This is a genomic window from Acidocella aluminiidurans, from assembly GCF_055383125.1.
On the sequence record NZ_AP031589.1, the window covers coordinates 2,809,951 to 2,833,210 of the forward strand.

25 protein-coding genes are annotated in these 23,260 nt (G+C 67.4%); 7 read left to right on the forward strand and 18 right to left on the reverse strand.

Annotation, left to right across the window (positions count from 1 at the left end; genetic code table 11):
• Positions 1-150: 150 nt before the first annotated feature.
• From flgA to ACZ46S_RS13935, 18 genes are read right to left on the reverse strand one after another with little or no spacing between them, the layout of a single operon-like run.
• The gene (gene flgA, locus ACZ46S_RS13850) at positions 151-843 is read right to left on the reverse strand and encodes a flagellar basal body P-ring formation chaperone FlgA (RefSeq protein ID WP_464062179.1); all 693 of its coding nucleotides are present in this window, start codon (positions 841-843) and stop codon (positions 151-153) included.
• Complete coding sequence (locus ACZ46S_RS13855; RefSeq protein WP_464062180.1) at positions 840-4,256, reverse strand: sulfotransferase; 3,417 nt, start codon at positions 4,254-4,256, stop codon at positions 840-842. The genes flgA and ACZ46S_RS13855 overlap by 4 nt, the downstream gene beginning before the upstream one ends.
• Positions 4,257-4,271: 15 nt before the next feature.
• The gene (gene flgL / locus ACZ46S_RS13860; protein WP_464062181.1) at positions 4,272-5,492 is read right to left on the reverse strand and encodes a flagellar hook-associated protein FlgL; all 1,221 of its coding nucleotides are present in this window, start codon (positions 5,490-5,492) and stop codon (positions 4,272-4,274) included.
• Between the two features lie 12 nt (positions 5,493-5,504).
• On the reverse strand, positions 5,505-5,927 hold the full coding sequence (locus ACZ46S_RS13865; protein WP_464062182.1) for a hypothetical protein: 423 nt from the start codon (positions 5,925-5,927) through the stop codon (positions 5,505-5,507).
• Complete coding sequence (locus tag ACZ46S_RS13870; protein ID WP_464062183.1) at positions 5,924-7,261, reverse strand: FliI/YscN family ATPase; 1,338 nt, start codon at positions 7,259-7,261, stop codon at positions 5,924-5,926. Before ACZ46S_RS13870 ends, ACZ46S_RS13865 begins: the two co-directional genes overlap by 4 nt.
• Complete coding sequence (locus ACZ46S_RS13875) at positions 7,258-7,908, reverse strand: FliH/SctL family protein (protein ID WP_464062184.1); 651 nt, start codon at positions 7,906-7,908, stop codon at positions 7,258-7,260. The genes ACZ46S_RS13870 and ACZ46S_RS13875 overlap by 4 nt, the downstream gene beginning before the upstream one ends.
• On the reverse strand, positions 7,905-8,177 hold the full coding sequence (locus ACZ46S_RS13880) for a hypothetical protein (RefSeq protein WP_464062185.1): 273 nt from the start codon (positions 8,175-8,177) through the stop codon (positions 7,905-7,907). Before ACZ46S_RS13880 ends, ACZ46S_RS13875 begins: the two co-directional genes overlap by 4 nt.
• A gap of 5 nt (positions 8,178-8,182) precedes the next feature.
• Positions 8,183-9,049, reverse strand: coding sequence for an OmpA family protein (locus ACZ46S_RS13885; protein ID WP_464062186.1), 867 nt, complete (start codon positions 9,047-9,049; stop codon positions 8,183-8,185).
• A gap of 2 nt (positions 9,050-9,051) precedes the next feature.
• Positions 9,052-9,858, reverse strand: coding sequence for a flagellar motor protein (locus ACZ46S_RS13890; protein ID WP_464062187.1), 807 nt, complete (start codon positions 9,856-9,858; stop codon positions 9,052-9,054).
• Complete coding sequence (locus ACZ46S_RS13895; RefSeq protein ID WP_464062188.1) at positions 9,855-10,418, reverse strand: sigma-70 family RNA polymerase sigma factor; 564 nt, start codon at positions 10,416-10,418, stop codon at positions 9,855-9,857. The genes ACZ46S_RS13890 and ACZ46S_RS13895 overlap by 4 nt, the downstream gene beginning before the upstream one ends.
• The gene (locus ACZ46S_RS13900; RefSeq protein ID WP_464062189.1) at positions 10,411-12,498 is read right to left on the reverse strand and encodes a flagellar biosynthesis protein FlhA; all 2,088 of its coding nucleotides are present in this window, start codon (positions 12,496-12,498) and stop codon (positions 10,411-10,413) included. The genes ACZ46S_RS13895 and ACZ46S_RS13900 overlap by 8 nt, the downstream gene beginning before the upstream one ends.
• Positions 12,491-12,754 carry a flagellar biosynthetic protein FliQ gene (locus ACZ46S_RS13905; protein ID WP_464062190.1) on the reverse strand — a complete coding sequence of 88 codons (264 nt, stop codon included), beginning with the start codon at positions 12,752-12,754 and terminating at the stop codon, positions 12,491-12,493. Before ACZ46S_RS13905 ends, ACZ46S_RS13900 begins: the two co-directional genes overlap by 8 nt.
• Positions 12,751-14,013 (reverse strand): FliM/FliN family flagellar motor switch protein, encoded by a 1,263-nt coding sequence (locus ACZ46S_RS13910; protein WP_464062191.1) that lies wholly within the window; start codon positions 14,011-14,013, stop codon positions 12,751-12,753. The genes ACZ46S_RS13905 and ACZ46S_RS13910 overlap by 4 nt, the downstream gene beginning before the upstream one ends.
• A complete protein-coding gene (locus ACZ46S_RS13915; protein WP_464062192.1) occupies positions 14,006-15,226 on the reverse strand; it encodes a flagellar hook-length control protein FliK in 1,221 nt (406 codons plus the stop codon). Before ACZ46S_RS13915 ends, ACZ46S_RS13910 begins: the two co-directional genes overlap by 8 nt.
• Positions 15,202-15,585: a hypothetical protein gene (locus tag ACZ46S_RS13920; protein WP_464062193.1), complete on the reverse strand. Its 384-nt coding sequence runs from the start codon at positions 15,583-15,585 to the stop codon at positions 15,202-15,204. The genes ACZ46S_RS13915 and ACZ46S_RS13920 overlap by 25 nt, the downstream gene beginning before the upstream one ends.
• Complete coding sequence (locus tag ACZ46S_RS13925; RefSeq protein ID WP_464062194.1) at positions 15,585-16,610, reverse strand: flagellar motor switch protein FliG; 1,026 nt, start codon at positions 16,608-16,610, stop codon at positions 15,585-15,587. Before ACZ46S_RS13925 ends, ACZ46S_RS13920 begins: the two co-directional genes overlap by 1 nt.
• Positions 16,603-18,144 carry a flagellar basal-body MS-ring/collar protein FliF gene (fliF, locus tag ACZ46S_RS13930; RefSeq protein WP_464062195.1) on the reverse strand — a complete coding sequence of 514 codons (1,542 nt, stop codon included), beginning with the start codon at positions 18,142-18,144 and terminating at the stop codon, positions 16,603-16,605. The genes ACZ46S_RS13925 and fliF overlap by 8 nt, the downstream gene beginning before the upstream one ends.
• 21 nt (positions 18,145-18,165) lie before the next feature.
• The gene (locus ACZ46S_RS13935; protein WP_464062196.1) at positions 18,166-18,459 is read right to left on the reverse strand and encodes a flagellar hook-basal body complex protein FliE; all 294 of its coding nucleotides are present in this window, start codon (positions 18,457-18,459) and stop codon (positions 18,166-18,168) included.
• A 272-nt stretch (positions 18,460-18,731) separates the two neighbouring features.
• Between ACZ46S_RS13935 and ACZ46S_RS13940 the strand changes: the two genes are divergently transcribed.
• The 7 genes from ACZ46S_RS13940 to ACZ46S_RS13970 all read left to right on the forward strand — a co-directional run bounded on the left by ACZ46S_RS13940 (position 18,732) and on the right by ACZ46S_RS13970 (position 23,246).
• Positions 18,732-19,103 carry a response regulator gene (locus ACZ46S_RS13940; protein WP_008494043.1) on the forward strand — a complete coding sequence of 124 codons (372 nt, stop codon included), beginning with the start codon at positions 18,732-18,734 and terminating at the stop codon, positions 19,101-19,103.
• A 12-nt stretch (positions 19,104-19,115) separates the two neighbouring features.
• Complete coding sequence (locus ACZ46S_RS13945) at positions 19,116-19,571, forward strand: hypothetical protein (protein ID WP_464062197.1); 456 nt, start codon at positions 19,116-19,118, stop codon at positions 19,569-19,571.
• Positions 19,572-19,779: 208 nt separating this feature from the next.
• Complete coding sequence (locus ACZ46S_RS13950) at positions 19,780-20,133, forward strand: flagellar basal body rod protein FlgB (protein ID WP_464062198.1); 354 nt, start codon at positions 19,780-19,782, stop codon at positions 20,131-20,133.
• A gap of 14 nt (positions 20,134-20,147) precedes the next feature.
• Entirely contained in the window at positions 20,148-20,576 is a 429-nt protein-coding gene (gene flgC, locus ACZ46S_RS13955; RefSeq protein ID WP_464062199.1) for a flagellar basal body rod protein FlgC, read from the forward strand.
• Positions 20,576-21,268, forward strand: coding sequence for a flagellar hook assembly protein FlgD (locus ACZ46S_RS13960; protein ID WP_464062200.1), 693 nt, complete (start codon positions 20,576-20,578; stop codon positions 21,266-21,268). The genes flgC and ACZ46S_RS13960 overlap by 1 nt, the downstream gene beginning before the upstream one ends.
• A complete protein-coding gene (locus ACZ46S_RS13965) occupies positions 21,265-22,488 on the forward strand; it encodes a flagellar hook protein FlgE (RefSeq protein ID WP_464062201.1) in 1,224 nt (407 codons plus the stop codon). Before ACZ46S_RS13960 ends, ACZ46S_RS13965 begins: the two co-directional genes overlap by 4 nt.
• Before the next feature lie 14 nt (positions 22,489-22,502).
• Positions 22,503-23,246 (forward strand): flagellar hook-basal body complex protein, encoded by a 744-nt coding sequence (locus ACZ46S_RS13970; protein WP_464062202.1) that lies wholly within the window; start codon positions 22,503-22,505, stop codon positions 23,244-23,246.
• Positions 23,247-23,260: the final 14 nt, after the last annotated feature.

Sequence of the window (23,260 nt, forward strand, 5' to 3'; positions counted from 1 at the left end):
GCGCCGGTCCGAAAAAGTTTGCGTGCTGGAGATGAAAGAATCTCCTGATTCAGGCAGAAAAAAATTCAAATCCGTTAAGTAAAAATTTACCATTTTAGGATTGAGAAAATGGCTTAAAAAATAACGTAAAGTTAGTATATTTTCCGGGCTTCAGTTCAGGTGCAGCGAGACGCCTTGCGCCGTCACCTCGGCGGAAAAGCGCCGGCCGCTTTTCGGGTTGGTCAGCAGAATCGTATCGCCGAGATGGCCGGGCTGGTCCGCCGTTGCATCCACCGCCAGCTCCACCCCGCCGCTATAGACATGCACGCTCACCGTCTGCCCGGCTTTCACCAGCAATGGCGTTTGCAGCACATCCTGGGTGATGACCATGCCGGCGGCGATCGACATCACCGCGCTGTCGCCCTCGATCTCGGTTGGATCGGTGAAGATTTGCCGGCCGGCGAAGGCCTGCACCGGCAAGGCGCGGCGGACGAGATCCGCGGCGCCGAGCGTGGCGCCGGCGGCGATCGGCCGCGCCGCGACCACCACCTTCTCGCTCTGCGCCACGGTGACGGTGACATAAACTGTCCAGCGCGGGCCGGGGCATTCCACCTTGGCCTGTTCATAAGGCGCGATGCCGCTGAGGCTGACCGCGAGCGGCGCCGTGCAGGCCGGCATGGCGCGCGCTGCGGCGGTGGTGCCGAGGCTGATCTGCGCCCCTGGCGGCGCCAAGATTTGCGCGGCCTGCAGCACGGCTTGGCGCAATGAAGTCTCGTCCTGGGTCGGGCCGGGGGCGGCGTGGCCGGCGCGCGGGTGGGCGAGCGCCAGCCCGGCCAGGCCCGCCAGCAGCGCGGCGCGCTTCACGCCGCCTGCTCCGCCGTGTTGGCCAGGCGGGCCATGGCGGGCGCGGCCCAGCCGGGCGGGGCGTCCTCCAGCGCGGGCAGCGCCAGGGCGGCGGCGCGGGCCTTGGCGCCGGCGCGCAGCGTCCCCGGCAGGTCGCGCATCGCCGCGCGCAACGCCGTCAGCCAATCCGCCTTGCGGTTGGGCAGCGCCTGCGCGCCCAGCGTCTCTGGCATGTCCAGCCGCCGGTCCACCAGCAGCCGGCAGCCGGCGGCCGCGCCCAGCAGCAGGGGGTAATGATCGTGATGCGTCTCGGACGCCACCGGGCGCAGCATGATCTGCGGCCCCACCGTGGCCAGCGCTTGCGCCCAGCTCTGCTCATTGGCCTGCGCCCCCAGCCGCGCGAAGGCTTTCGGGTAAGGATGGTCCGGCCGCTCCACGATCACCCAGGAGACCTCCTCCAGCGTCGCCTCGATCAGCTCCTGCATCCAGAGCGGGGCGATGCCCTCATCGAACCACAGCACGCGCGGATTGGTGTTGAGCCCGGTGCCGCTCTCGAAATTGCGCCAGAAGCGCCGGGAGAGCGCCGGGCGCCAGAGCGTCACCGGGATCGACGCCGGCGCGAGCTGGCGCAGATGCGCGACCAACTGCGGCGAGGTGGCGTAAATCTCTTGCGCCGCCGCCAGGGCGGGCTGCGCCTCCGGCGCCGGCAGCGCGGTATAGAGGGCGGTATAGCCGGGGCTGTAAGGGTGCGGCTGCTGCTGCGGGTTGATCCGGACCCAGCTTTGCGTGCCGCGCCGGCCGAGATCCGCCGCGCCGGGCAAGCCCGGGGCCCAATCCGCGTCCAGCAGCCCGGTATGGCGCAGGGCCCGGGCGGCGTTGAGGGCGGGCTCGGCGGGTTCGCCGGTCAGCAGCAGGCTGGCCGGGTCCGCCGGGCTGGCGCGCACCAGCCCGGTCTGCAATTCCGCCGCCAGCAGATCGCCATGCAGCGACAAGGCCGGGTGGTGATACGGATCCTCCCAGGGCAGCGCCCGCGCCGCGGCGCCGCCCGCGCGGAACCGATGGGTGGCATCCGGCATCTGCGTTCCGGCCGGCATCACCAGGCTGACATCCGGCGTCCAGACCAGACGGTGCCCGGCGGCGCGCAGCTGCGCGCAGAGATCGATCCACAGCGCATCCCCCTCCAGCCCGGTTTCGACATGGCAGGCGGCCAGTGCCGCGCGGCGCGCCAGCAGTCCGGGCGGGGCGATGGCGCTGGCCTCCTGGTCCACCAGCAGCCAGCCGCCGGGGCCTGGGTCCATCACCCCATGCCCCGCCCCCAGCCTGGCCGCCGCGCCGATCACGATCGGCCCCAGCACCTCGCCTTGCCGCCCATCCGCGCTGGTCGGCGTGATCATCCGCGCCGCCACCGCCGCCACGCCGGGGTCCGCCAGCCGGGCGCGCAGCCCTTCCAGCCAATGCGGGGTGATCTCCAGCATCCGCGCATCCAGCACCGCCACCAGTTCGGTGGGGGCCAGCGCCAGCGCCTGGGCCAGCGCGGCGCCGGGGCTGTCGGCGAGGCTGGCCAGCACCTGGCCCTGCAACTCGGCGCCGCGCCGCGCCACTTCGCCAAGGTAAGTCCCCACCGGGCTCTCGCGTTCCGTGGCGGCGAGGATCACCGGGCCGCTCAGTGCCGGGCCGGAGAACAGCCCGGTCATCCATTGGTCCAGCCGGGGAATCTCCACCCCGTCGCAGAGCATGATCAGGCTGGTGCCGGGGTCCTGGGTGAGGCGGACATGGTGGAACAACCCCATATGCTGGCGGTTCTGCACCTCCGCTGGCTGCCCGGCACCGGCCAGATGCGCGCTCAGCGCCTCGGCGGCGCGGGCGCAGAAAATCTGCGGCGCGATATCGTCGCGCCGTGCCCCGGGCTGGCGGATGAAGATGGCTTCCGGCAGCCGCTCCACCCGCGCCCCGCGCGAAGCGAAGCGCAGCTGCACATCATATTCCTCGGCCCCGGCGCGGCGTTCGTCAAAGCCGCCGGCCGCCTGCAGTGCCTCCGCCTTGTACCAGACCCAGTCCCCCAGATAGGCCGCCTGGCGCAGCCGGGTGACATCCCAGCCCGGCTTCTGCCGGATCCAGGCGCCTTCCGCGCGCGGCACGATCTCGTCGGAATAGAGCAGATCCGCCTGGCTTTGCGCCGCCAGCAGCGCCATGCGCAGGCAGCCATCTGGGGTGATCATGTCGCCGGCATTCAGGATCGCGACATAATCCGCGCTCCGTGCCGCGTCGTTGAGCGCGGCGCAGAGGGCGCGGGTCATCGCCTCCGGCGCGTCCGCGACGGTGATGGTTTCGATCCCCGGCAGGCTCAGCGCATCGGCGGCGAGCACCTTGATCAGCGCCGGCGGCGCCCATTGCGCGCGCAAACTCTCCAGGCTCTGCGTCACCGCCGGCGCCTGTCCGGCGGGGGCGGCGAGCAGCACGGTCAGGCGCGGGAGCGCCCCAACCTGGTTTTGCAGCGCCAGCAGCCGGGCTTTCGCCGCTTCGTCCGTGCGTTCGCTGGGGCGTGGCATGGCGGCGGCGTCGCGCGGCGCCTCCGCCGCCATCGCGCCGCCGCCGAAGGCCGGCAGCGCGCGCGCCCGGCTGGCTCCGATTTCGCTGAGAAACCCGACCAGATCAGCGGTTTCCTCGGCCAGCTCATCCCATAGCCCAGGGTCGAAATGCCGCGCCTGGATCGCCGCCCATGTCGCCTCCACCAGCCGGCACAGCGGCCGGCTCAGCCCCTCGCTCGGCAGGTTTTCCGAGCGGTTGAGCTGGCCGTTGAGATGCGCGCAGGCGGCCGTGAGGTCGCGCTTGAATGTCAGCCCCAGCTCGGCGCCGATGCGGCGCAGCTGCGCCTGCGGGTCCGCCAGCAGCTCCTGATAGGTGAGCCAGCTGCGCGGCAGATGCCGGGCCTGGCGTTCCGCGTCCGTCGCGTAGCTGAGCCAGAGCAGCAGCGCATGGGCGCGGGTGAGGCCGTTCTTGCGCGCCTGGCTGGACGCCGCCGCCCAGGGGTCGCGGAAAATATGCACCACATGCGGGCTGTGCCCGGCCTGGCGGGCGGCGCGCTCATAAAGCGGCAAGGTCCGGCATAGATGCGGATGTTTCAGCCCCCAAAGCCGCTCGCGCGGGGGAAAGCGCCGGCGCAAAATCTCATCCAGCCGGGCGGTGAAGCTGGCCATGTCCGGCCGCTCCGCCCAGCCGGCGGGCAGGCTGCGCACATCCGTCCAATCCACGCCCAGCCGGTTGAAGAGATCGACATCGAGCTGGATCAGTTCCGGAATTTCATAGAAGCCGAGCGGGTTATGCTCGTTGGCATCGGCATCGTTGTAGAATTTGACGCCGGCCTTTTCCAGCGTGCCGGAAAGGGCGGAGGTGCCGCTGCGGTAATAGCCGACAATGAAGATCGCATCCGACATTTTGGGGACTCGCTTTCAGAGATAGCTGAACAGGCTCAGGCTTTGCGCGCTGGCGAAGCTTTTCATCGCCGCCTGCATGGCGGTCATCGTCTGTTCCAGCGTGGTGATGGCGGCGGGCATGTTGACCGCGGTGGCGCTGTTGACGGCGTTCTGCGCCGCGGTCTGCTGGGTGGTATCGCCGGTCGAGGCGTTGGCCAGGGCTTGCAGCGTCACCCCGTTCTGCGCCTGCGCGGTGGTCACGGATTGCTGATATTGCGCCAGCGTGCCGAGGCTTTGATTCAGAATTTGCCGGGTTTGCGCCACCTGCGCCGGGGTGGAGGTGGTGCTGGCCAGGGTCGAGGCGATTTGCTGCAGCAGCGCGAAGGCGGTTTGCGGACGCGCCGGCGCGATGGTGAAGCTGTCCCCGTTCGCCGGCTGGCCGGTGATTTCGTAATTCACCCCGGCCAGTTGCAGGCTGGTCTGGCCGGTGCCGTTGCTGACCAGCGTGCCGGTGGCCAAGGTGCTGCCGCCCTGCGTCGCGCTGTAGGTGGTGGCGCCCGCCGCGGAGACGGCGAAGTTGACCGTGATCGAAGCGCTGCCCTGCTGGAAGGCGTTGGCGGCGCCGGCATTCACCAGCCCCTGCTGCAGGATCTGCCCGGTGCCGGTATTGGCGCTGGCGGCACTGACATAAGAGATGCCGTCCCCGCTCAAGGCGGAGGTGAAAACCTGGCCATTGACCAGCGTGTTCGCCGTCTGCCCGGTGCTGATGCTGGCCTGGCTTTGCCCGCCATCGCCGTAATAGGAGATGGTGCCGCCGGCATTGGGCTGGAACGGGGCCAGCGTGCTGCGCGAGCCGCCGAACAGATAATTCCCGTTCGGCCCGACACTATTGCCCAGCGCCAGCAATTGCAGCCCGGCACTCTGCACCTGCGAGGCCAGCGCCCCGAGATTCTGCGTGCTGGTGCTGCCGTTCAGCGCCTGCAGCATGATCGATTGCACATTGTCCAGCAGCGTGTTGGTGGCGCTGTAGGCGTTGTTCGCGGCGCCGAGCTGGGTCTGGATCGAGGCCTGGGCGGTATTGTCGTTGTTGAGCCGGCTGATCTGATCCGTGGCCAGCGCCGCGGTTTCATAGGCGGCCGGATTCTGCGAGGGCGTCTGCACCGCCTGGCCGGTGGAAATCTGCTGCTGCAGCGTGTTTATCTGCGCTTCCTGGGCGCTCAGATTGGCGATGAAATTGCTGTAGAAGGCGGTATTCATGGCGGACTCCCTTCAGATCAACGGGGCGGCGGGGCGGCGGGGCTGGTTGCGCGCGGCGCGCTCCAGGGCGGCGCGCAGCGCCTGGGCGCGGCTTTGGTCGAGCCGCGCGCGCAGCCGCTCGCGCTTGGCGCGCTGCATCGCCAGCGCGGTGGCGGCGTCGTTCACCCGCTCCCGCGCCGTGGCGAGGCTGCCGGCCAGCTGCAGCGCGGCATCCTGGGCGCGCAGGCTGAACAGCCCGGCGCGCTGCGCCTCGGCGGCGGCGATCACGGCGCCGTCCCGCCAGCCCGCAGTCAGCCGCGCCTGATAGGCCGCCAGCACCTGGCTTTGCCCCTCCAGATGCCGCATCGCGTGCAGGGCCTGGCTCAGCGCCGCCTCCAGGGCGCGCTCCTCGGCGGCGGCCAGCAGATCCAGCTTCTCCAGCGTGCCGAGCTTCATGGCGCCTCTCCGAACACGGCGCGCAGCCGGGCCAGCGCCTCATCCAACCCCACCGGCATTTCCGCCTCCTGGCGCAGCAGCGCTTCCATCGCCGGGGCGCGCTGCAGCGCTTCGTCCAGCAGCGCATCGCGTCCGGGCGCGTAGACGCCGAGATCGATAATGTCCTGCTTTTCCGCCCTTCTTGCCCACAGCCCGCGAAACCGCGCGGCGAGGCGCAGATGCTCGGGCGAAACCAGGCTCGGCATCGGCCGCGAGAGCGAGGCGGAAACGTCGATGGGCGGATAGATCGCCGCCTCCGCCATGGCGCGGGAGAGCACGATATGCCCATCCAGGATCGCCCGCGCCGTATCCGCCACCGGATCGCCGACATGGTCGTCCCCCTCCACCAGCACGGTATGGATGGCGGTGATCGAGCCCTGGCCCGGCCCGCCCGTGCCGGCGCGTTCCGCATAGGCGGAGAGGGCGCCGAACACCGAGGGCGGATAGCCGCGCGTGGCCGGCGGCTCGCCCGCCGCCAGGCCGATTTCGCGCAGCGCCATCGCCAGCCGGGTCAGGCTGTCCACCAGCAGCAGCACGTGCTGGCCCTGGGCGCGCAGCGCCTCGGCAATGGCGGCGGCGCGGTAGGCGCCATGGGCGCGGGCCAAGGCGGTATCGTCCGCCGGGGAGGCGATGACGACGCTGCGCGCCAGCGCCGCGCCCAGATGATCCTCGATGAATTCCCGGATTTCCCGGCCGCGCTCGCCGATCATCGCCAGCACCACCGCATCCGCGCGCGCATGCCGGGCGATCATCCCCAGCAACGTGGTTTTGCCCACGCCCGACCCCGCGAACAGCCCGATGCGCATGCCCCGCCCCAGAGTGGTCAGCGCGTTGAGGGTGGCCACCCCGGTATCGAACGGGGTTTCGATCCGCGCGCGCTGCATCGGGTTGATGGTCTGGCCGCGCATCGGCCAGGGTGTTTCCAGCAGCGGCGGCGCCGCGCCATCCAAAGGCTGGCCGCGCGCATCCAGAATCCGGCCGAGCAAAGCCGGCCCGGTCATCACCGCCAGCGGCCCGGCCTCCACCCGCGCGCGGGCGCCGCGCAGGATGCCGCGCGGCCCCTGCTCGGCCATCGCCAGCAGGCTGTCGCGGTCAAAGCCGATAATTTCCGCGCTTGCCTCGCCATCTTGTTGCTCGATCAGGCAGCGCGCCCCCACCGGCGCTTCCAGCCCGCCCAGCCGCAGCACCTCGCCGCTGGCCTGCAGCACCCGGCCATAGCGATGGATGGTGGGCTGCGCCAAGGCATGGCGCAGCCGCGCCGTGGCGCGCTCCCGGATGCTGTCCAGCGCGATCATGCGCCCGCCTCGCCCGGCAAGGCCAAGGCCGCGCGCAAGGCCGCGAAGCGTTGTTCCAGCCGCGCATCCCACTGCGCGGCGGCCGACCCGTCCTCGCCGAGCAGCTCGGCCAATGCGCCGCCAGGGGTGATGCTCGCATCCGCCACCAGCTCGAGTCCGGCGGCTTCGGGATGGCTGGCCAGGCCGTCGACATCCAAAGGGTTGAGCCGCAGACGCAAATTTTGCCCCGGCGCCATGCCGGCCGCGGCTTCCCGCAGCAAGCTTTCGACCAGCCCGCCCAGCTCGGCGCGGGCTTGGCCGCTCTCGCCGCCGGCGATGTGACGGGCGAGCAGAAATCCCATTTCCAGCACCAGCCCGGCCAGCTCCTGCTCCTTCTGCGCCAAGGGCGCCCGCAGCTGCGCCCCGGCCTGGCGCAAGGCGGCCAAGGCCTGGGCCAGCTGCGCCCGCTCGGCCTCCAGCGCCGCCTGCGCCTGGGCCAGCCCCGCCGCCTTGGCTTCGGCCATGGCGCTCTCCCGCAGCTTGGCGATCTCTTGCTTCACCCGGCGCTGCAGCTCCGCCTCCTGCGCCGCGCGGTCCGCCGTTTCCTGCGCCAGCACGGTCTGGATGAAGGCCGCCTTGCGCGCGCGTGAGGGCACCACGAAGCTCATGGATCAGCCCCGCCCTGGTCGGGGTTGCGCGCATCGGCGATCAACAGCCTCAGCCCTTGGCCGGTCAGCTTCAGCAGCGGGCCGAGCAGCGCCAGCCCGGCGCGGGTCAGCAGCGCCACCGCCAGTGCCCCCAGCCCCCACGCGCCGACCAGACCGGGATTGGCGAAGCTTCCCGGCTCATGCGTCGCCGCCCAAGAGGTCATCGCCGCCAGGCTGAGCCAGACCGGGCTGAACAGCTTGCTCGCTTTCGGTGTTTTCGCTTTGGCCATGGGCTTTACCCTTTGCCCGCGCCGGGAGCCGGGCCGGTGCCGGGAATTGTGCCGAGGCTGGGCGCGGCGCCGGTATCGCCGGCCGGGTCCGGCGCATGCACCACCACCACCACGCGCCGGTTCTGCGCCCGGCCGGCATCGTTCGCATTGCTGGCCACCGGCGAGAACTCGCCGAACCCTTCCGCCGCCAGCGCATTGCCCGGCACGCCATTGGCGGCGAACAGCGACACCACGGCGACCGCGCGCTCCGCCGAGAGCGACCAGTTGGAGGGAAACTGCGCCGTGGAGATGGGCTGATTATCCGTATAGCCCTCGACGGTGACGCGAAATCCAGGAGGCAGATTGGTCAGCCCGGTGCCGACCTTGGCCAACAGGCTGGCGGCGGCGGGCTTCAGCGTCGCCGCGCCGGAATCGAACAGCACCGAGGCATCGAGCTGGATCGTCATCGTCAGCGGCGTGCTGGTCATGGAGACCTCATGCGCATCCGTCATCGGCTGAAAGACCTTTTGCAATTGCATTTGCAGCGCCTGCAGGGCTTTCATTTCCGCATCGAGCTGCTTGGTCATGGATTGCGGCAGTTTCGTGGCCGCGCGCGGCGGCGCCTCGATCCTTTGCGGGATTGGCGCGACATTATGCTGCAACACCCCGCGCGAGCCCGAGGGCGGCGCCGCGATCGCCGGTGGATTGCCATGAAAGGCCTGGATGAAGGCCATGGCGATCTCATCTTCCTTATGGTGATTGCGGGTGGAGGAGGCATAGAGCACCACGAAGGTGGCCAGCAGCAGCGTCAGCAGATCCGCGTAGGAAATCACCCAGCGCTCGTGATTGGCGTGGCCTTCCTCCTTTTTCTTTTTCGGGGGCAGCAGCGCCATGGTCAGGCCGCCTGCGAGGCGCCGTCCGGCGCCGCTTCCGTGGTCTCGTCTTTCACCTTGGCCTTGCTCTTCTCCTCATGGATGAAATTCTTCAGCGTCTGGCGAATGATGATGCCGGGCTTGCCCTCCGCCAGCAGGATGAAACCTTGAATGACGACCACGCGCTCCTGCGCCAGCTCCTTGCTGATCGCCTTCAGCCGCGCGCCCAGCGGCAGGGCGATGAGATTGGCGAAGCCGACACCATAGACGGTGGCGATAAAAGCGGTGGCGATCCCCCCGCCCAGCAGCTCCGGATGGTTGAGCTCCATCATCACATGGATCAGCCCCATCACCGCGCCCATGACGCCGATGGTGGGGGAGTAGCCGCCGATCGCTTCCCAGAAATGCCCTGGCAGTTCCTGGGCATGATCCTTCTGCTCGGCGGCGGCGGTCAGCATCGCGGCGAATTCCTCGGGCGGGGTGTTGTCCACGATCATCTGCAGACCCTGGCGCTGAAAATCGTCGGCGATGTCCGGAATCTCCGCCTCCAGCGCCAGCGTGCCGGCGGCGCGGGCCTTGGCCGACCACTCCGCTACCTGTTCGATATAAGCGTGCAGATCGATCCGCGGCGGCTTGGCGATCCACATCACCGCCTTCAGACATTTTCCAAACGCGCCAAAGCCGAATTGCAGCGCGCAGGCGGCGGCGGAACCGCACATCACGATGATGAAGGCGGTGAGATTGAGCAGCGAGCCGATCGGCACATGATCCGACAGCGCGCCCCCAATGACGACGAGAATGCCGAGAAACAGCGTGACGAGGTTGATCAAGGCATGGTCTCTCCGCTTTGAGCCGCATTCATGTGGGTGCCCAGCAGCTCCAGCGCGCGCTTGCGCAGCCGCGAGGCATAGCCCTCGCTGATATCCAACACCGCCGCGATTTCCCGATTATTAAGCTCGTTGTAAAAATGCAGCGCCAGGATGCGATATTCCAATTCCGGTAAGGTTTTCAGCGCCGCCACCAGCAGCGTGTAATTGTCGGTCCGCGCGAGCAGGGAGAGCGGGTCCACTTGGCCGTAGGAATCCTCCTGCACGGTGTTTTCCATCACCTCCGGGTCCAGCACCGCCTCGTCGCGCCGGCGCGCCCCTTCGCGGCGCAGCCCATCGATCATCGCGCCTTTGATCCGCCGCGCCGCGAAGGCCTGAAACGCCACGCCATGCGATGGATCGAAGCGCTGCGAGGCCTCCATCATCCCCACCGCGCCCCATTGCAGCATCTCGTCCAGATCCGCCCAGGGCATGCGGGCTTTCAGCAGCAGCGCCATGCGCTTGATCCAGTCGCCGTAAAGTGAGGTCAGGGCTTTATGGTCGGGCGGGCTCTGGTCAGGCATGGGCGGGGGCGGGCTCCGCGGTATGCACCACCTGCAGCTTCATGGTTTCGGGGATTTCCTCCAGCGCGATCACCGGGATCACCCCGTTCAGGCATTTCGCCACGGCGCGGCGCATCGGCCCTTGCACCACCAGCACCGGCTTGGCGCCGCGCGCGCGCATCGCCTTCGCCGCCTGCTCGCCGGCCTGGCGCAGATGGGTGGCGATCTCCGCCTCCACCTCGCTCGCCCCCTCGCGCGCGCTGCGCAGGGATTTGCTGACCAGCTCCTCGAGCTTCGGCTGCAGCACCGCCACCCGCAGGGCCGGTTCCGGCCCGGTGAACTGGCTGACGATGAAACGCCCGATCCGCAACCGGACCGAGGCCAGCAATTTTTCCGGGTCCTTCTGGCCGCTATCGCTGCCTTCCACCAGGGCTTCGGCAATGCGCTCGAAATCGCGCACCGGCACCTCTTCGGCGAGCAGCCCTTGGCAGACCTGGCGCACCAGCCCGACCGACAGCCCAGCCCGCAAATCCTCAGCCAGGCGCGGCGTGGTTTCCGCCAGCCTGGTCATCAACCCTTCCACTTGCGGGCGGCCCAGCAGCTCGGCGCCATAGCGCTTCAGCACCTCGGCGAAATGGGTGGCGATGGCGCTGGCCGCATCCACCACCGTGTAGCCCAGCTCCTCCGCCTGCGGGATCGCGCCATGCGGGATCCACACCGCGTTCTGGCCGAAGGCCGGGTCCTTCACCGCGCGGCCGGTGGTGAGTTTCTCCACCACCATCGGGCCTTCAATGGCGAGCCACTGGCTGGGCCAGGCCTCGCCGCCGGCAATCGCCGCGCCGCGCAATGTGAAGCGATAGCTATGCGCCGGCAGCTCGGCGGAATCGCGGATATGCACGGCGGGCACCAGAAACCCCATGGCGCGGCCATAACGTTGCCGCACGGCGGTGAGCCGGCCCAGCAGCTTGCCCTCGCCCGCCCCCACCATCGGCGCCAGGGCAAAACCGATATTCATGCCCAGAGGATCGACGCCGGAGACATCGGTGAGGCTGTCCGGCTTGACCTCCGGCTTGGCGTCCTCGTTCTGTTTCGCGCCAGGCTGGTCGGCGGTGGCGTCCGGCGTGGCACGCGCGAGCCGCCAGGCGGCGAGCCCCAGCGCGCCGCCCAGCAGCAGAAACGGGATATGCGCCATTTGCGGCACCAGCCCGATGGCCGTGGTGATCGCCGCGGCGATGGCCAGCGCCTGCGGATATTTGGACAGCTGGGATTTGATCTGCCCGCCAATATCCTCGCCGGTGGCGACACGGGTGACGACCAGGCCGGCGGCGACCGAGATGGTGAGCGAGGGGATCTGCGCCGCCAGCCCATCGCCCACGGTGAGCAGCGTATAGGTGCGCGCGGCGTCGCCGATCGGCAGCCCATATTGCAGCGTGCCGATGACCAGCCCGCCCAGCATATTGATGACCAGAATGATCATCGCCGCCACCACATCGCCGCGCACGAATTTGCTGGCGCCATCCATGGCGCCGAAGAAATCCGCTTCCCGCCGCAGCATCTCGCGCCGGCGTTCGGCCGCCTGCGCGGAGAGGATGCCGGCATTGATTTCGGCGTCGATCGCCATCTGCCGCCCGGGCAGACTATCCAGCATGAAGCGCGCCGAAACCTCCGCCACGCGCGAGGCGCCCTTGGTGACGACGACGAAATTGATGATGATGAGAATGACAAAGATGATGCCGCCGACGACATAATTGCCGCCGACCGCGAATTGCCCGAAAGCCTCGATCACATGCCCCGCCGCCCCCGGCCCGGTATAGCCGTTGAGCAGAATCGCGCGCGCGGTGGCGACATTCAGCGCCAGCCGCATCAAGGTGGTGGCGAGCAGGATGGAGGGAAAGGAGGAAAACTCCGCCGGCGAGCCGATATAGAGCGAGGCCCCGAGAATCACCAACCCCGCTGAAATATTCAACGCGAACAGAAACGAGATCGCGGCCGGCGGCAGCGGCACCGCCAGCATCACCAGCACCATCAGAATGATGGCGGGGCCGGAGAGCTGGCCCAGGCTCAACAGCCCTGGGCGCGGCGCGGCGGCGGTGTCAGCCATGCAGCAATCCCGGAATCGCGTGGAACAAAGCGGTGCTGTAGCGTTCGATGCCGCCCAGCATCAGCGTGCCGCCGGCGCTGATCAGCGCCGCCAGCCCGCCCAGCTTCAACACGAACGGGATCGAGGCTTCGCGCACCTGGGTCGCGGTTTGCACCAGCCCGACCGTCAGCCCGATGACCAGCATCAGCAGCAGCACCGGCCCAGCCAGTTCCGCGAAGGCGAGCCAAGCGCCGCTATTCACGCTGGCGGCACTCATGGCGCCGGCTCCTCCTCCGCGGGCACGTCCTCGGTCAGGGCGGTCACGCGCACGCCGTAGCGGTCATTCGCCACCGCCACCACCTCGCCATAAGCGAGCTTCTGGCCGTTCGCGTAAATCGCCAAAGGTTCGCCGATCATCTGGTCCAGTTGCAAAATCTGCCCGTGGCGCAAGGCGCGCAGATCCTTCACGGTGATGTGGGTGCGGCCCAGTTCCACCGTCACCGCCACCTGCACCCGGTCCAGCACCGCCTTGGCGGTGATCGCCGGCGCGCCGCCGGCGCGCGCCTGCAGCCGCTCCAGCTCCACCCGCTCGGTCTCGGCGAGTTTCTCCGCCCCGGTGACGCGTTCTGTCTGCTCGCTCATTTCGGTTTCCTCCTCATCTGATTCGGCGCGCACCCGGCAGCAGACATAACCGTCCTGCTGGCCGTAATCGGCCAGGAACAGATCCACCCCGCCGGAGACCGCGACCGCATGCGGCCATAAGGTGAAGGGCAGCACATCGCCCGCCCGCAGCGCCTGAAACACCGCCAGCGGCACCTCGGCCCGGGCCAGCTCGAAGCTCAGCGCCAGCCTGGTGGTGTCGGTCAGCAGCTCGATGCCGCTGGTCCAGTTCTGGTCCGGTCCGCGCCCGCCCAGCAGGCCGGACTGGGTGGCGATTTTCGCCTCCAGCGTTTCGAAGGCGGAGTAGGGGACGATGACGCGGATGGTGCCCGACCCCAGCTCGGTCTCGAAAATGCCGGTGACGGCGATCATCCAGTCCTGCCCATCGGCGATGGCGAGCATGCCGGTGGCGTTCTCATAAGCCAGGGCCTCCAGCTGCAGCGGCACCACCGGCGCGAAGGTGTCGGTGATGGTGGCGAAGGCGAGATCGACCATTTGCTTGCCCACGCGCGTCTCCAGCGCGGAAAGCTCGTAACGCTCGAACGGATGCGCGGCGGTGGCGCCGCACATCGCATCCACCATCGCGCCGATCAGATCGCCGTCGATCGCCAGCAGCATCCGCCCGCGCAACGGGGTGAGTTCGGAAATGCCCGCCAGCATCACCTCCGGCAAAGCCGACATGGCGGATTCATGCGAGATCACGTTCTGGATGCAGGAGAGCAGCTGCACCGAATGGCGCATGCGCTGGAACAGCGCGAAGGCGATCTGGCGCATGAACCGGTCCGCCAGCGTCTCCATGAGCACGGAGCGCAGCAGCGGCGCGCGCATCGGGTCGAGCAGATCGAGCAGCTCGACATCGGCGGTTTCGTCAAGCATAGGCGCTCAGGCCGCTCGCCGGCGGGTTGTCGCTGGTGGGCTGCGGGGCGCTGATTTGCGGTTGCGGGGCGCGCTGATGGGGCTGCCCGCTCTGCCCGCCGCTTTGCGCGAATTGCCCGCCCACCTGCGCCTGGCCCAGCGTGAGGCCGGATTGCGCCATGGCGCCGGACAGGCCGGGCAGGGCGGATTGCAGCGCCTGCGCCGCATCCGCGGTGCTGGGCACGAACAGTAAATTCACCTGCCCCTGCGCCCCCAGCCCGACCTGAACGGAGAGATGGCCAAGCCCCGGCGGATCCAGCCGCAGCACCGCGCCGCTTTGCCCGGCCTGATGCAGGGCGCTGACCGTGGCGGCCAGGGCGGTGGCGCTGCCGGCGGCCAGCGCCGGGCTGGCGCTGGCGTGGCTGGTTGCCGGCATGATGTTTGCCGCCATCGTGGCGGGCTGGCTGCCCGTGGCGGCCACCGGCAGGGTGGTTGCGGGCGCCAAGACGCTGTTGCTGGACGCGGCGTTTTGCGCGTGCGGGGCGGGGCTGGTGATGGCAGCCGTGCCGGCCGCCTCCCTGACCGCCAGCAAGGAGGCCGTGCTCGCCGGGGCGGCGGCGGCCGCGGAGGCCGTGCCAGGAGCGGATTTTGCCGCTGCGGCGCTGGCGGCGCGGGGCGTCACGGCGGCCGGCACGGGACCAGGCGTGTCAGAGACAGGCTGCGGGGCGGCCGGTGCAATATTTGTTGCCAGGGTCGCGTCGCCGGTGGTGGCTGGCGCGAGGCTGGCGCCCGGTGCCTTGGCGGCCGGCTTGGCGGTCTTGCCGTCGCTGATGAGGGGAGGCGCGCTCGCGTTCGCCATATCGGTTGAAGCCGCCCCCTCGTCCCCTTGCGCGGCGGGCTCAGCCGAAGCGGCTTTGGCGCTGATGCCGGTGCTGACGTTGGTGCTGAGGTTGATGCTGACGTCGGTGTGGAGGCCGGCGCTGACGATCGCCTTGGCGCTGTCCGGCCCGCTTGCCGGTTCATCCATGCCGGAGGGCGCCATGCCATGCCGCGTATCAATCGCGGCTTCTTTGCCCCGCAGCCCGATGGCGGCAGGTTCATCGATGCTGGAGGGCGTCACGCCATGCCGCGCACCGATCGCGCTCGCGCTGTCCTGCTGGCCGGTGGCGGCTGCCGCGGCGTTGGGCGGCTGTAGCGAAGCTGGCGCCGTCAGCGGGATTGTGAGCGGCGCCACCGCATCCTGGCGCGCCGCTTTCCGGGGGCTTGGCTGGCTGGCCTCTTTTGCCGCCTGCGCGTCTTGCGGCGCGCTCGCGCGCGCGGCTTTGGGCTTGGCAGGCGCGGCGTTGGCGGCGGGGAGGGGCAGAGCGGCGCGGGGCAGCGCCGGGGGACGGCGGCGTCGCTGGGCGCGGCTTGGCCGGACGCGGCGGCGTTGGGCGCGCCGGTGTCCTCTGACGGTGCTGGCCTGTCCTGCTGCGCCGCCTGCAGGCTCTGCGCCCAGGCCGCTTGATCCGCCGCCCCCGGGCTGTTGGGGGTGGGCGCGGTCGTCTTCGTCACCGAGATCGGCACGGTCGTCGCCATCACAGCGTCTCCCATCACACCATCTCCTCGGTGGCGCTGATGGTGATGCGCCCCTCGGCGGCCAGGCGCAGCGCCGCATCGACAATCTCGCTCTGCGCCGCCAGCGCGTCCGAGCGGCGGATCGGCGGGCCGCCGCTCAGCTCCTCCTTCAGCACCTCCGTCTGCCGCGCGGAGAGATTGGTGAAGAACCGGTCGCGCAGATCCTGCTCCACCAGCCGCAGCGCCGGGGCCAGCTTGTCCGCCGGCACCTCGCGCAGCAGCAGCTGCAGATTGCGGTCGGTCAGCTTGCCGAGATCGACGAAGGTGAAGAGGTTCTCGCGGATCTTCTCGGCGGTCTTGTTGTCGCGCTGGTCGATCGCGGCGAGCACGGTATCGGACATGGCCGAGGGGAAATGGTTGAGAATCTCCGCCGTCTGCTTCGCGCCGCCAAGATTGGTGACGCGCCGCCCGCCGGTGCCGGTCTGCATCGCCAGCTCTTCCAGCATATCCCGCAGCTCTTTCACCACGCTGGGCGAAACCACATCGAGATTGGAAAACCGGTACAGCGCCTCCGCCGCCAGCGGCTCGGGCAGATAGGTGAGCAGATTGGCCCCCATATCATGCGGAATATGCGCCAGCAGCAGCGCGATGGTTTGCGGGCGCTCATGCATCATCTGCATCGCCAGCGTCCGCGCATCGGTATTCGGCGGCAGCTGGAAGCTGGAGCGCCGGTCATTGCGGCGCAGCCGGTCCAGAATTTCCTTCGCCTGCGGTTCGCCCAGCGCATTCACCAGCACCCGGCTGAGAAATTTGATGCTGTCGCCGCCGATGCTGGTGATGCCGAGATCCGAGGCGAAGGACAGCATGATGTCCTCGCGGAGCTGTGCGTTCACACCTTTGAGATTGGACATCGCCACCGAAATCCGGCTGACGGTCAGCTCGTCCATCTCCTTCAGCACCGCGGCGGCGGTTTCCTCGCCCAGCTCGCGCAGCACCAGCGCGGCGCGCTCAGGCCCGGTCAAGCCGTTGGACAATGCAAGGTCCGTGCTTTGCTCAGTCATTTTCTTCAGCCCAGCTTTGCAGGAGCCGCGCGACGCCCGGTATATTTTCCGCCGCCTGGTCGCGCAGCTCGGTGAAATCGCGCGGCGGCACCACCACCGGCAGCGGCCGCTGCGGCAGCGGCGCGGGCGGTGGCGGCGGGATCAGCGTTTTCAGATTGACATTGGCCAGGCGCCGCCCCGCCGGCAGCGCCAGCCCGAACAGCAGCGCCAGTGCGGCCACCACCTCCAGCAGCGCATGCGCCACCGGATTGGCCGCCGCCGCCAGCGGCGCCGCCGCAAGCCCGCCGCTCGGCTTCTGGAAGGGCGAGGCCAGCACATTCACGCTGACATTCGGATAGGCAAAGCCGGCGGCGATCGCGGCCTTTACCTGATCGGTGGTCAGGCCCTTCGGCAGCGCCGCCTGATTCAGCACCACGGATACGGCGAGCCCCTTCACCGCCCAATCCGGCTTGGTGATCTCCGCCTGGGTCTGGTCATTGACGAAGCTCTGATCGAGATCCTCGCTGCTTCTGCTGGGCAGGGTCGGCTTGCTGGCGGCCGCGCCGCTCGCGCCGGCGGCGGCGCTGGCGGTGGTGCTCGCGCCCGCATTGGCGCCGGGCGCGGCGGCGCCGGCGCTGGTCTGCCCCGGCGGCTCGTTGGAGAGCGCGCCCGGGATGCCGATGGCGCTGTTATCCGGCCCGGTCTGGGTGCTCTGCTTGCTGTCCGAATGCGCCACGAGATGGGTCGGCCCGTAGCTGGTCTGCTCGATATGGGTGCGGGTGAAATCCAGCTGCGCGGACACGTCCGTTTGAAAATTCCCAGCTCCCACCAAGGGGATCAGCAGCCCGGCGACACGCGCCGCCGCCCCGGCCTCGACCTGCGAGACGGTGGCGAATTGCGCCCCGGTGGTCAGGCTGTCGGAGGGGGGGTAGAGCGTGGTGCCCGCGGTGGTGACCACGGTGACGCTGGTCTCGTCCAGGCCCGGCACCGCGCCGGCGACCAGCCGGGCGATCGCCTCGGCCTGGCTGGCGGCCTGGCCGGGATCGGCATCCAGCACCACCGAGGCGGCGGGCTTGGGCTGGTCCGCCAGAAACGGCGTTTCCGGCGGCAGCGCCAGGAACACTTGCGCGCTGCGAATGCCCGCCAGCTGCTGGATGGATTGCTGCAAGGAGAGTTCCAGCGCCTGTGTCGCCATCGCGCTCTGGGCGCGCTCGGAGGTCGTCATCGGCGCGGTTTCAAGCTGGGTCCAGGCGGCTTGCGTGTTCGAGCCCGGCACCTGCGCCGCGCCCAGCTGCAGCCGCGCCTGCGCCAGCTGCGGGGCGGGCACCAGAATCACGTTGCCGGCGGCCTGCAGCTGATAGGGAATGCCGAGCTTCTGCAGCTGCGCGATCACCTTGCCGCCATCCGCCGGCGAAAGCCCCTCGCTCAACACCGCATAAGGCGGCCCGGAGAGTTCCAGCCAGGCGACGATGCCGAGCGACAGCAGCACCACGCCGCCCACCGCCCAGAGCAGTTTCGGCAACCTGGCCGCCGCCGCCCGCCCCCGCGCCAACATGTCGCGCGCCCGCTCCATCGATCAGAACTGCATGTTCATCACCGCCTGATAGGCGGAGACAATTTCATTGCGGACCGCGACGGTCGCGTTCCAGGCCACATCCGCCCTGTCGCTCGCCACCAGCGCCTTGCCCAGCGTGGCGCCCGGCAGCCCGGCGCTGTAGCCGGCCTCCGCCGCCGTGGCCGCCTGCTGGCTGGCGCTGACCTGTTGCAGCGCGTCCGAGACCAGGGACAGAAAATGTCCGGGCTGCGGTGCGGTTGCGGCCGAGGCGCTCGCGCCGCCGGCGACACCCTGCCCCAGAATCGTTGAGATCATCGAACAGCTCCTTTATGGACCAAGGATAAAAGCGGGAGCGGCGCGGGGCGGGATCGCCCGCGCCGCCTCAGCGCGGCCGCCGCCCGCGCCGGGGAAATTTATTTTCGGAAATCAGGAAAACTTTGCTCATGCCGCACGATTAAATCCGTACGCCTAATCAATTCTTAAAATCGGCGCGGGCGATTTTTATTGTCGCTTTAACCGCCTCTCAACACTTCCCAGCCATTCTGGCGCGACCCTGCGCAAATATAGCTGATTGGAGCGCCGTTCTCATGCCGATTATTCTTGTTCTCGACGATTCCGCCACAATGGTGATGAGTCTGTCACATATCCTGAAAGGAGCGGGCTATGAGGTCGAGACCGGCATGAACGGGCGCGAGGGAATCACCAAGCTGAGCGGAGGGTTGAAGCCGGCGGCGATCCTGACGGACCTGAACATGCCGGAGCTGGACGGCATCGGCTTCATCAAGGAAGCCCGCAAGATCGCCTCCGCGCGCTTCACGCCGATCATCGTGCTGACAACGGAATCAGGCGGGCGCAAGCGCGACGAGGCGCGGGCCGCCGGGGCATCGGGCTGGCTGACCAAGCCGGCGGAGCCGAACCAGCTTTTATCCGTCGTCAAGCAGCTTTGCCCGGTAAAATAAAGGAGATCAGAGATGAGCGGGATGGCTGAGGCAAATGAAAAGCTGGTCTGTGCCATCCTGGCCGAGCAGGTTTCGCATTTGCGCGACAAGATGGATGCGAGCGACGCGTTTGATCTGCTTTGGCGGACCTCGGCCTTGCTGTCCTGGCTGTCCGGATTGCTGGCCGATATTAATCGGCAATCGCCGCAGGCCAGTCCGGTGCTGGAGCGCGAACGCAATGAGGCGATAAGCGAGATCGCCGAAATTCGTCGCAAGCTGGACCATCTCGCTTTTGTCGAGGCGCAGCGGCAGGATTTTGCGAAACAGATCGCCGATTGCGTGATCGTGGCGCTTGAGCGCATGTCCGACGCGCAGATGCCCCCCGGCACGCATTTTGCCTCAGCGGATCTCGCGGCGCTTTATGTAAGCGAGGATCAGCGGCGGCTGCATGAGGAGGTGTTGCAACGCTTGAAAGGGCAAGCGGCCTGAACCAGAAAAAACTGCCTTCGGGCAGTTTTTTTTATCAAGGAGGGTGCTGCCAGGAAATCCGGCGCCGCGGATTTCGAATATAGCGATACAGGACAGGCAGGATCAGGCCTGTTTTTACCATTTCTTCATCCCACCCGGATAGATCTCTTCCTGAAGCCCGAATGGGGCGGCACATGCCGCGATCCCGTCGGCGGAATGAAGGAAGCTGATGATGCAGGCTGGATTTCTGGATTTCTATGGCGCCGTGCTGAATGTCCGGCAGGAGCGCGCGGACCTCATCGCCAATAATGTCGCCAATGCGGATACGCCGAATTACAAGGCGGTCGATATCTCCTTTGACTCTGCCCTGGCCAGCAGCCTGGGGGCGGGCGAGGGGCAGGATGCCGGTCCGCAATATCGCATGGATGGCGTGGTCGGGCTGAATGGCAATGATGTCTCGCTCGATAATGAACGTATCGAGGCCGTGCAGAATGGCGAACAGATGCAAGCCGCCGCGACATTTCTGCATCAATCCACCACGGCGCTGGTCACCGCGCTGCGTCCCAATCCCGGCGGCAATTAAAGGCGATTCATCTCATGGGCAATGGTGTTTTCTCAATTATCGGCAGCGCCTTGGCGGCGCAGGATCAACGGCTCAGCGCGATTTCCTCGAACCTCGCGAACGCCTCCTCCATCGCCGCGCCGGGCGCGCAGCCTTACCGGGCGCAGGAGCTGGTTTTCCAGGCGGCGCCGGTGGTGGATGCGACGCAGATGGATGGCGCCACTCCCCCGCTCGGTGTGCAGGTTTTAACCAGCGTGCAAAGCAACGCGCCGCCGACGCGCAAATATGATCCCGGCAATCCCTACGCGGATGCCTCCGGCTATGTCACCTCCTCGAATGTTTCACCGGTCGATGAGATGGTGAACATGATCGACAGCTCGAATTCCTATTCCGCCTCGGTCGCGCTGCTCCAGCAATCCACGCGGATCGATCAGCAAATCATCAACAGCTTTCAGGTGACGTGATGACCAGCATGACCTCGCCCAGCACCAATACCAGCGGCATTTCCAACGCCTCGGTCGCCGCCTCGAGCACCGCGAGCACGGCCTCATCCGGCAGCGCCGCCAGCCTGACGCAGAATGATTTCCTGCAACTTCTGACGGCACAGTTGAAATATCAATCGCCAACCTCCCCCGCCGACCCGACGCAGATGACACAGGAATTCGCGGCGATTTCGACGGTGGATGGCATCAACCAGCTCAACAGCACCCTCACGGGTTTGCAAACCGCGAATGGCGCCGCCCAGCTGGCCCAGGCCTCGGCGCTGGTGGGGCGGCAAGTGGCGGTCAGCGGCAACAGCCTGTTCGCAAATAGCAGCGGCAGCGCGACCGGCGCCTTCAATCTGCCAAGTGCCAGCGCCAATACCGATGTTACGATTCTGAACGCCAATGGCAGTGTCGCGGGGACGATGAGTCTGGGGGCGCTGCCAGCGGGACAGCAAAGCTTCAAATGGACAGGCGGCACCGCCGGCGACAGCTATAGCTATCAGATCAGCGCCGCCAGCGCCAGCGGCGCGCCGATCTCCGCCACGCCCTACACGGTTTACAATGTCCAAGGCGTCAATCTTACCAACGGCACACCAAGCCTGGATGTCGCCGGCAGCGCCAGCGCATTGCCCGTTTCTTCCGTTCAAACTGTTCTCGGAGCATCCTCATGACTCTGCAAACCGCCTTATCAGGCCTCACAAGCGCCCAGACCGGGCTCAACACCGTTTCAAATAATCTCGCCAATGCCAACACCACGGCCTATAAAAGCCAAACGGCGCTGTTCCAGGATATTTATCCGAGCAACGCCACCAATACGCCTGGCATCGGCTCCTCGTTGGAAGGCATGTCGACGGATCTGACCGAAGGCAATCTGACCTCGACAGGCAATTCGCTGGACGCCGCGATCCAAGGTAATGGCTATTTCATCGTCTCCAGCAACGGCGCGCAACAATATACCCGCGACGGCGCGTTTCAGCTCAGCTCCTCGGGCCAGTTGGAAACGCTGAATGGCTCAAAATTATTGGGCTACGCGACGGTTAATGGTGTGCAGGGCAATACGCTGGGGCCGATCACGATCAATACCGGGGCCGTCGCCGCCAACGCCACCAGCACGCTCGGGCTGACGCTGAATTTGAATTCCGGTGACGCGACAATTCCCTCCACCACGACCTTCAACCCATCGGACCCGACGACCTATAGCGAGAGCACGTCCGCCGTCACCTACGATTCCCTGGGCAATGCCAATCGCGTGCAGCTTTATCTGGTGCAGAACCAGCCCGCGACCAGCGGCGCCACGCCGAGCTGGACGGTTTACGCCCAGCCCGAATTGGCCAACGGCACAACTGTTGGCACGCCGCAGAATTTGACGACGCTGGGCTTCTCCAGCTCCGGCACGCTCACCTCGGGCAGTCCCGCCACCCTGTCTGTGAATTGGGGAAATGGCGCGGCGGCGTCGAATATCGCAATGAATTTCACCGGCACCACCTTGGCGGCGCAAAGCTTCGCCGTCGCCGGCATCACCAATAACGGCTATGCGCCGGGTAATTACACCGGCAGCAGCATTTCCTCCGATGGCTCGGTGCAAGCCAGCTATTCCAACGGGCAGACGCTGAGTGCGGGCAAAATTGCGCTGGCCAATTTCATCAATCCGGAGGGGCTGAACCCGGTCACCGGCAATCTTTACGCCGTCACCAACAGCTCCGGACAGCCGGTGGTGAATACGCCAGGCAGCGGCCAAGCCGGAACGCTCTCCGGCGGCGAGCTGGAAGCGTCCAATGCCTCCACCTCCTCTTTGCTCGTCTCGCTGATTCAGTATCAGCAAGCCTACCAAGCGAACACGTCGGTGATCCAGACCGAGCAGCAGGACAGCCAGAGGCTAGTGCAGATTTAACAAGGTAGAACGCGATGTATTCGGATTCCCTCTATACCGGCATGGCCGGGCTGCAGGCGATTACCGCGCAGATGCAAGCCGTGGCCAGCAACCTCGCCAACGCGCAAACCGCTGGCTATGAAGCCGTGCAGGCGGTGACGGATGCGCAGGCCTATAGCGGCAGCAATGCACCGGTGGGAGCGGATGCGGCCGTGGAAACGCTGGGGCCGGATCTGAAGCCAGGCCCCATGCGCCAGACCGGCGATCCGCTGAATGTCGCCATTGCCGGAGATGGTTGGCTGCGGGTGCAAACGCCCAGCGGCACGGCCCTGACGCGCAACGGCACACTCAGCATCTCCGCGGCTGGTCTGCTGACGGATAGTTCCGGCAATCCGATCCTCGACAATAACGGCACGCCGATCAGCCTTCCGCCTTTGACGAAACTGCAAATCGGCGAGGATGGGACGATCTCTGGCATCGACGCCGGAAATCCGGGCGGCGATGCGAAAATCTATGGGCGGATCGGTCTGGTCGCCACGCCGTCCGGCAAGCTCAGCGCGCTTGGCGGCTCGCTCTATCAAGCCCCGGCGGGAACGAATTTAAGCCAGAGCAGCACAGCCTCGCTGCACCAAGGCTACATCAATGACAGCAATGTCGATCCCACCAGCGCGATGATGGAGATGATCGATAGCAGCCGGTCCTATCAGCTGCAGACGGACCTGATGAAAACACAAAGCAGTGCATCGCAGGATCTCAATAATATCTTGGCGCAGGGCTGATTCGTCATGCCAGA

Bases quoted from the DNA above. Each gene is read 5' to 3' on its own strand.
- ACZ46S_RS13855 (WP_464062180.1), bottom strand. From the start codon at position 4,256: ATGTCGGATGCGATCTTCATTGTCGGCTATTACCGCAGCGGCACCTCC.
- flgL (WP_464062181.1), bottom strand. From the start codon at position 5,492: ATGAATACCGCCTTCTACAGCAATTTCATCGCCAATCTGAGCGCCCAG.
- ACZ46S_RS13865 (WP_464062182.1), bottom strand. From the start codon at position 5,927: ATGAAGCTCGGCACGCTGGAGAAGCTGGATCTGCTGGCCGCCGCCGAG.
- ACZ46S_RS13870 (WP_464062183.1), bottom strand. From the start codon at position 7,261: ATGATCGCGCTGGACAGCATCCGGGAGCGCGCCACGGCGCGGCTGCGC.
- ACZ46S_RS13875 (WP_464062184.1), bottom strand. From the start codon at position 7,908: ATGAGCTTCGTGGTGCCCTCACGCGCGCGCAAGGCGGCCTTCATCCAG.
- ACZ46S_RS13880 (WP_464062185.1), bottom strand. From the start codon at position 8,177: ATGGCCAAAGCGAAAACACCGAAAGCGAGCAAGCTGTTCAGCCCGGTC.
- ACZ46S_RS13885 (WP_464062186.1), bottom strand. From the start codon at position 9,049: ATGGCGCTGCTGCCCCCGAAAAAGAAAAAGGAGGAAGGCCACGCCAAT.
- ACZ46S_RS13895 (WP_464062188.1), bottom strand. From the start codon at position 10,418: ATGCCTGACCAGAGCCCGCCCGACCATAAAGCCCTGACCTCACTTTAC.
- ACZ46S_RS13900 (WP_464062189.1), bottom strand. From the start codon at position 12,498: ATGGCTGACACCGCCGCCGCGCCGCGCCCAGGGCTGTTGAGCCTGGGC.
- ACZ46S_RS13905 (WP_464062190.1), bottom strand. From the start codon at position 12,754: ATGAGTGCCGCCAGCGTGAATAGCGGCGCTTGGCTCGCCTTCGCGGAA.
- ACZ46S_RS13910 (WP_464062191.1), bottom strand. From the start codon at position 14,013: ATGCTTGACGAAACCGCCGATGTCGAGCTGCTCGATCTGCTCGACCCG.
- ACZ46S_RS13920 (WP_464062193.1), bottom strand. From the start codon at position 15,585: ATGGGAGACGCTGTGATGGCGACGACCGTGCCGATCTCGGTGACGAAG.
- ACZ46S_RS13925 (WP_464062194.1), bottom strand. From the start codon at position 16,610: ATGACTGAGCAAAGCACGGACCTTGCATTGTCCAACGGCTTGACCGGG.
- fliF (WP_464062195.1), bottom strand. From the start codon at position 18,144: ATGTTGGCGCGGGGGCGGGCGGCGGCGGCCAGGTTGCCGAAACTGCTC.
- ACZ46S_RS13935 (WP_464062196.1), bottom strand. From the start codon at position 18,459: ATGATCTCAACGATTCTGGGGCAGGGTGTCGCCGGCGGCGCGAGCGCC.
- ACZ46S_RS13940 (WP_008494043.1), top strand. From the start codon at position 18,732: ATGCCGATTATTCTTGTTCTCGACGATTCCGCCACAATGGTGATGAGT.
- ACZ46S_RS13945 (WP_464062197.1), top strand. From the start codon at position 19,116: ATGAGCGGGATGGCTGAGGCAAATGAAAAGCTGGTCTGTGCCATCCTG.
- ACZ46S_RS13950 (WP_464062198.1), top strand. From the start codon at position 19,780: ATGATGCAGGCTGGATTTCTGGATTTCTATGGCGCCGTGCTGAATGTC.
- flgC (WP_464062199.1), top strand. From the start codon at position 20,148: ATGGGCAATGGTGTTTTCTCAATTATCGGCAGCGCCTTGGCGGCGCAG.
- ACZ46S_RS13960 (WP_464062200.1), top strand. From the start codon at position 20,576: ATGACCAGCATGACCTCGCCCAGCACCAATACCAGCGGCATTTCCAAC.
- ACZ46S_RS13965 (WP_464062201.1), top strand. From the start codon at position 21,265: ATGACTCTGCAAACCGCCTTATCAGGCCTCACAAGCGCCCAGACCGGG.
- ACZ46S_RS13970 (WP_464062202.1), top strand. From the start codon at position 22,503: ATGTATTCGGATTCCCTCTATACCGGCATGGCCGGGCTGCAGGCGATT.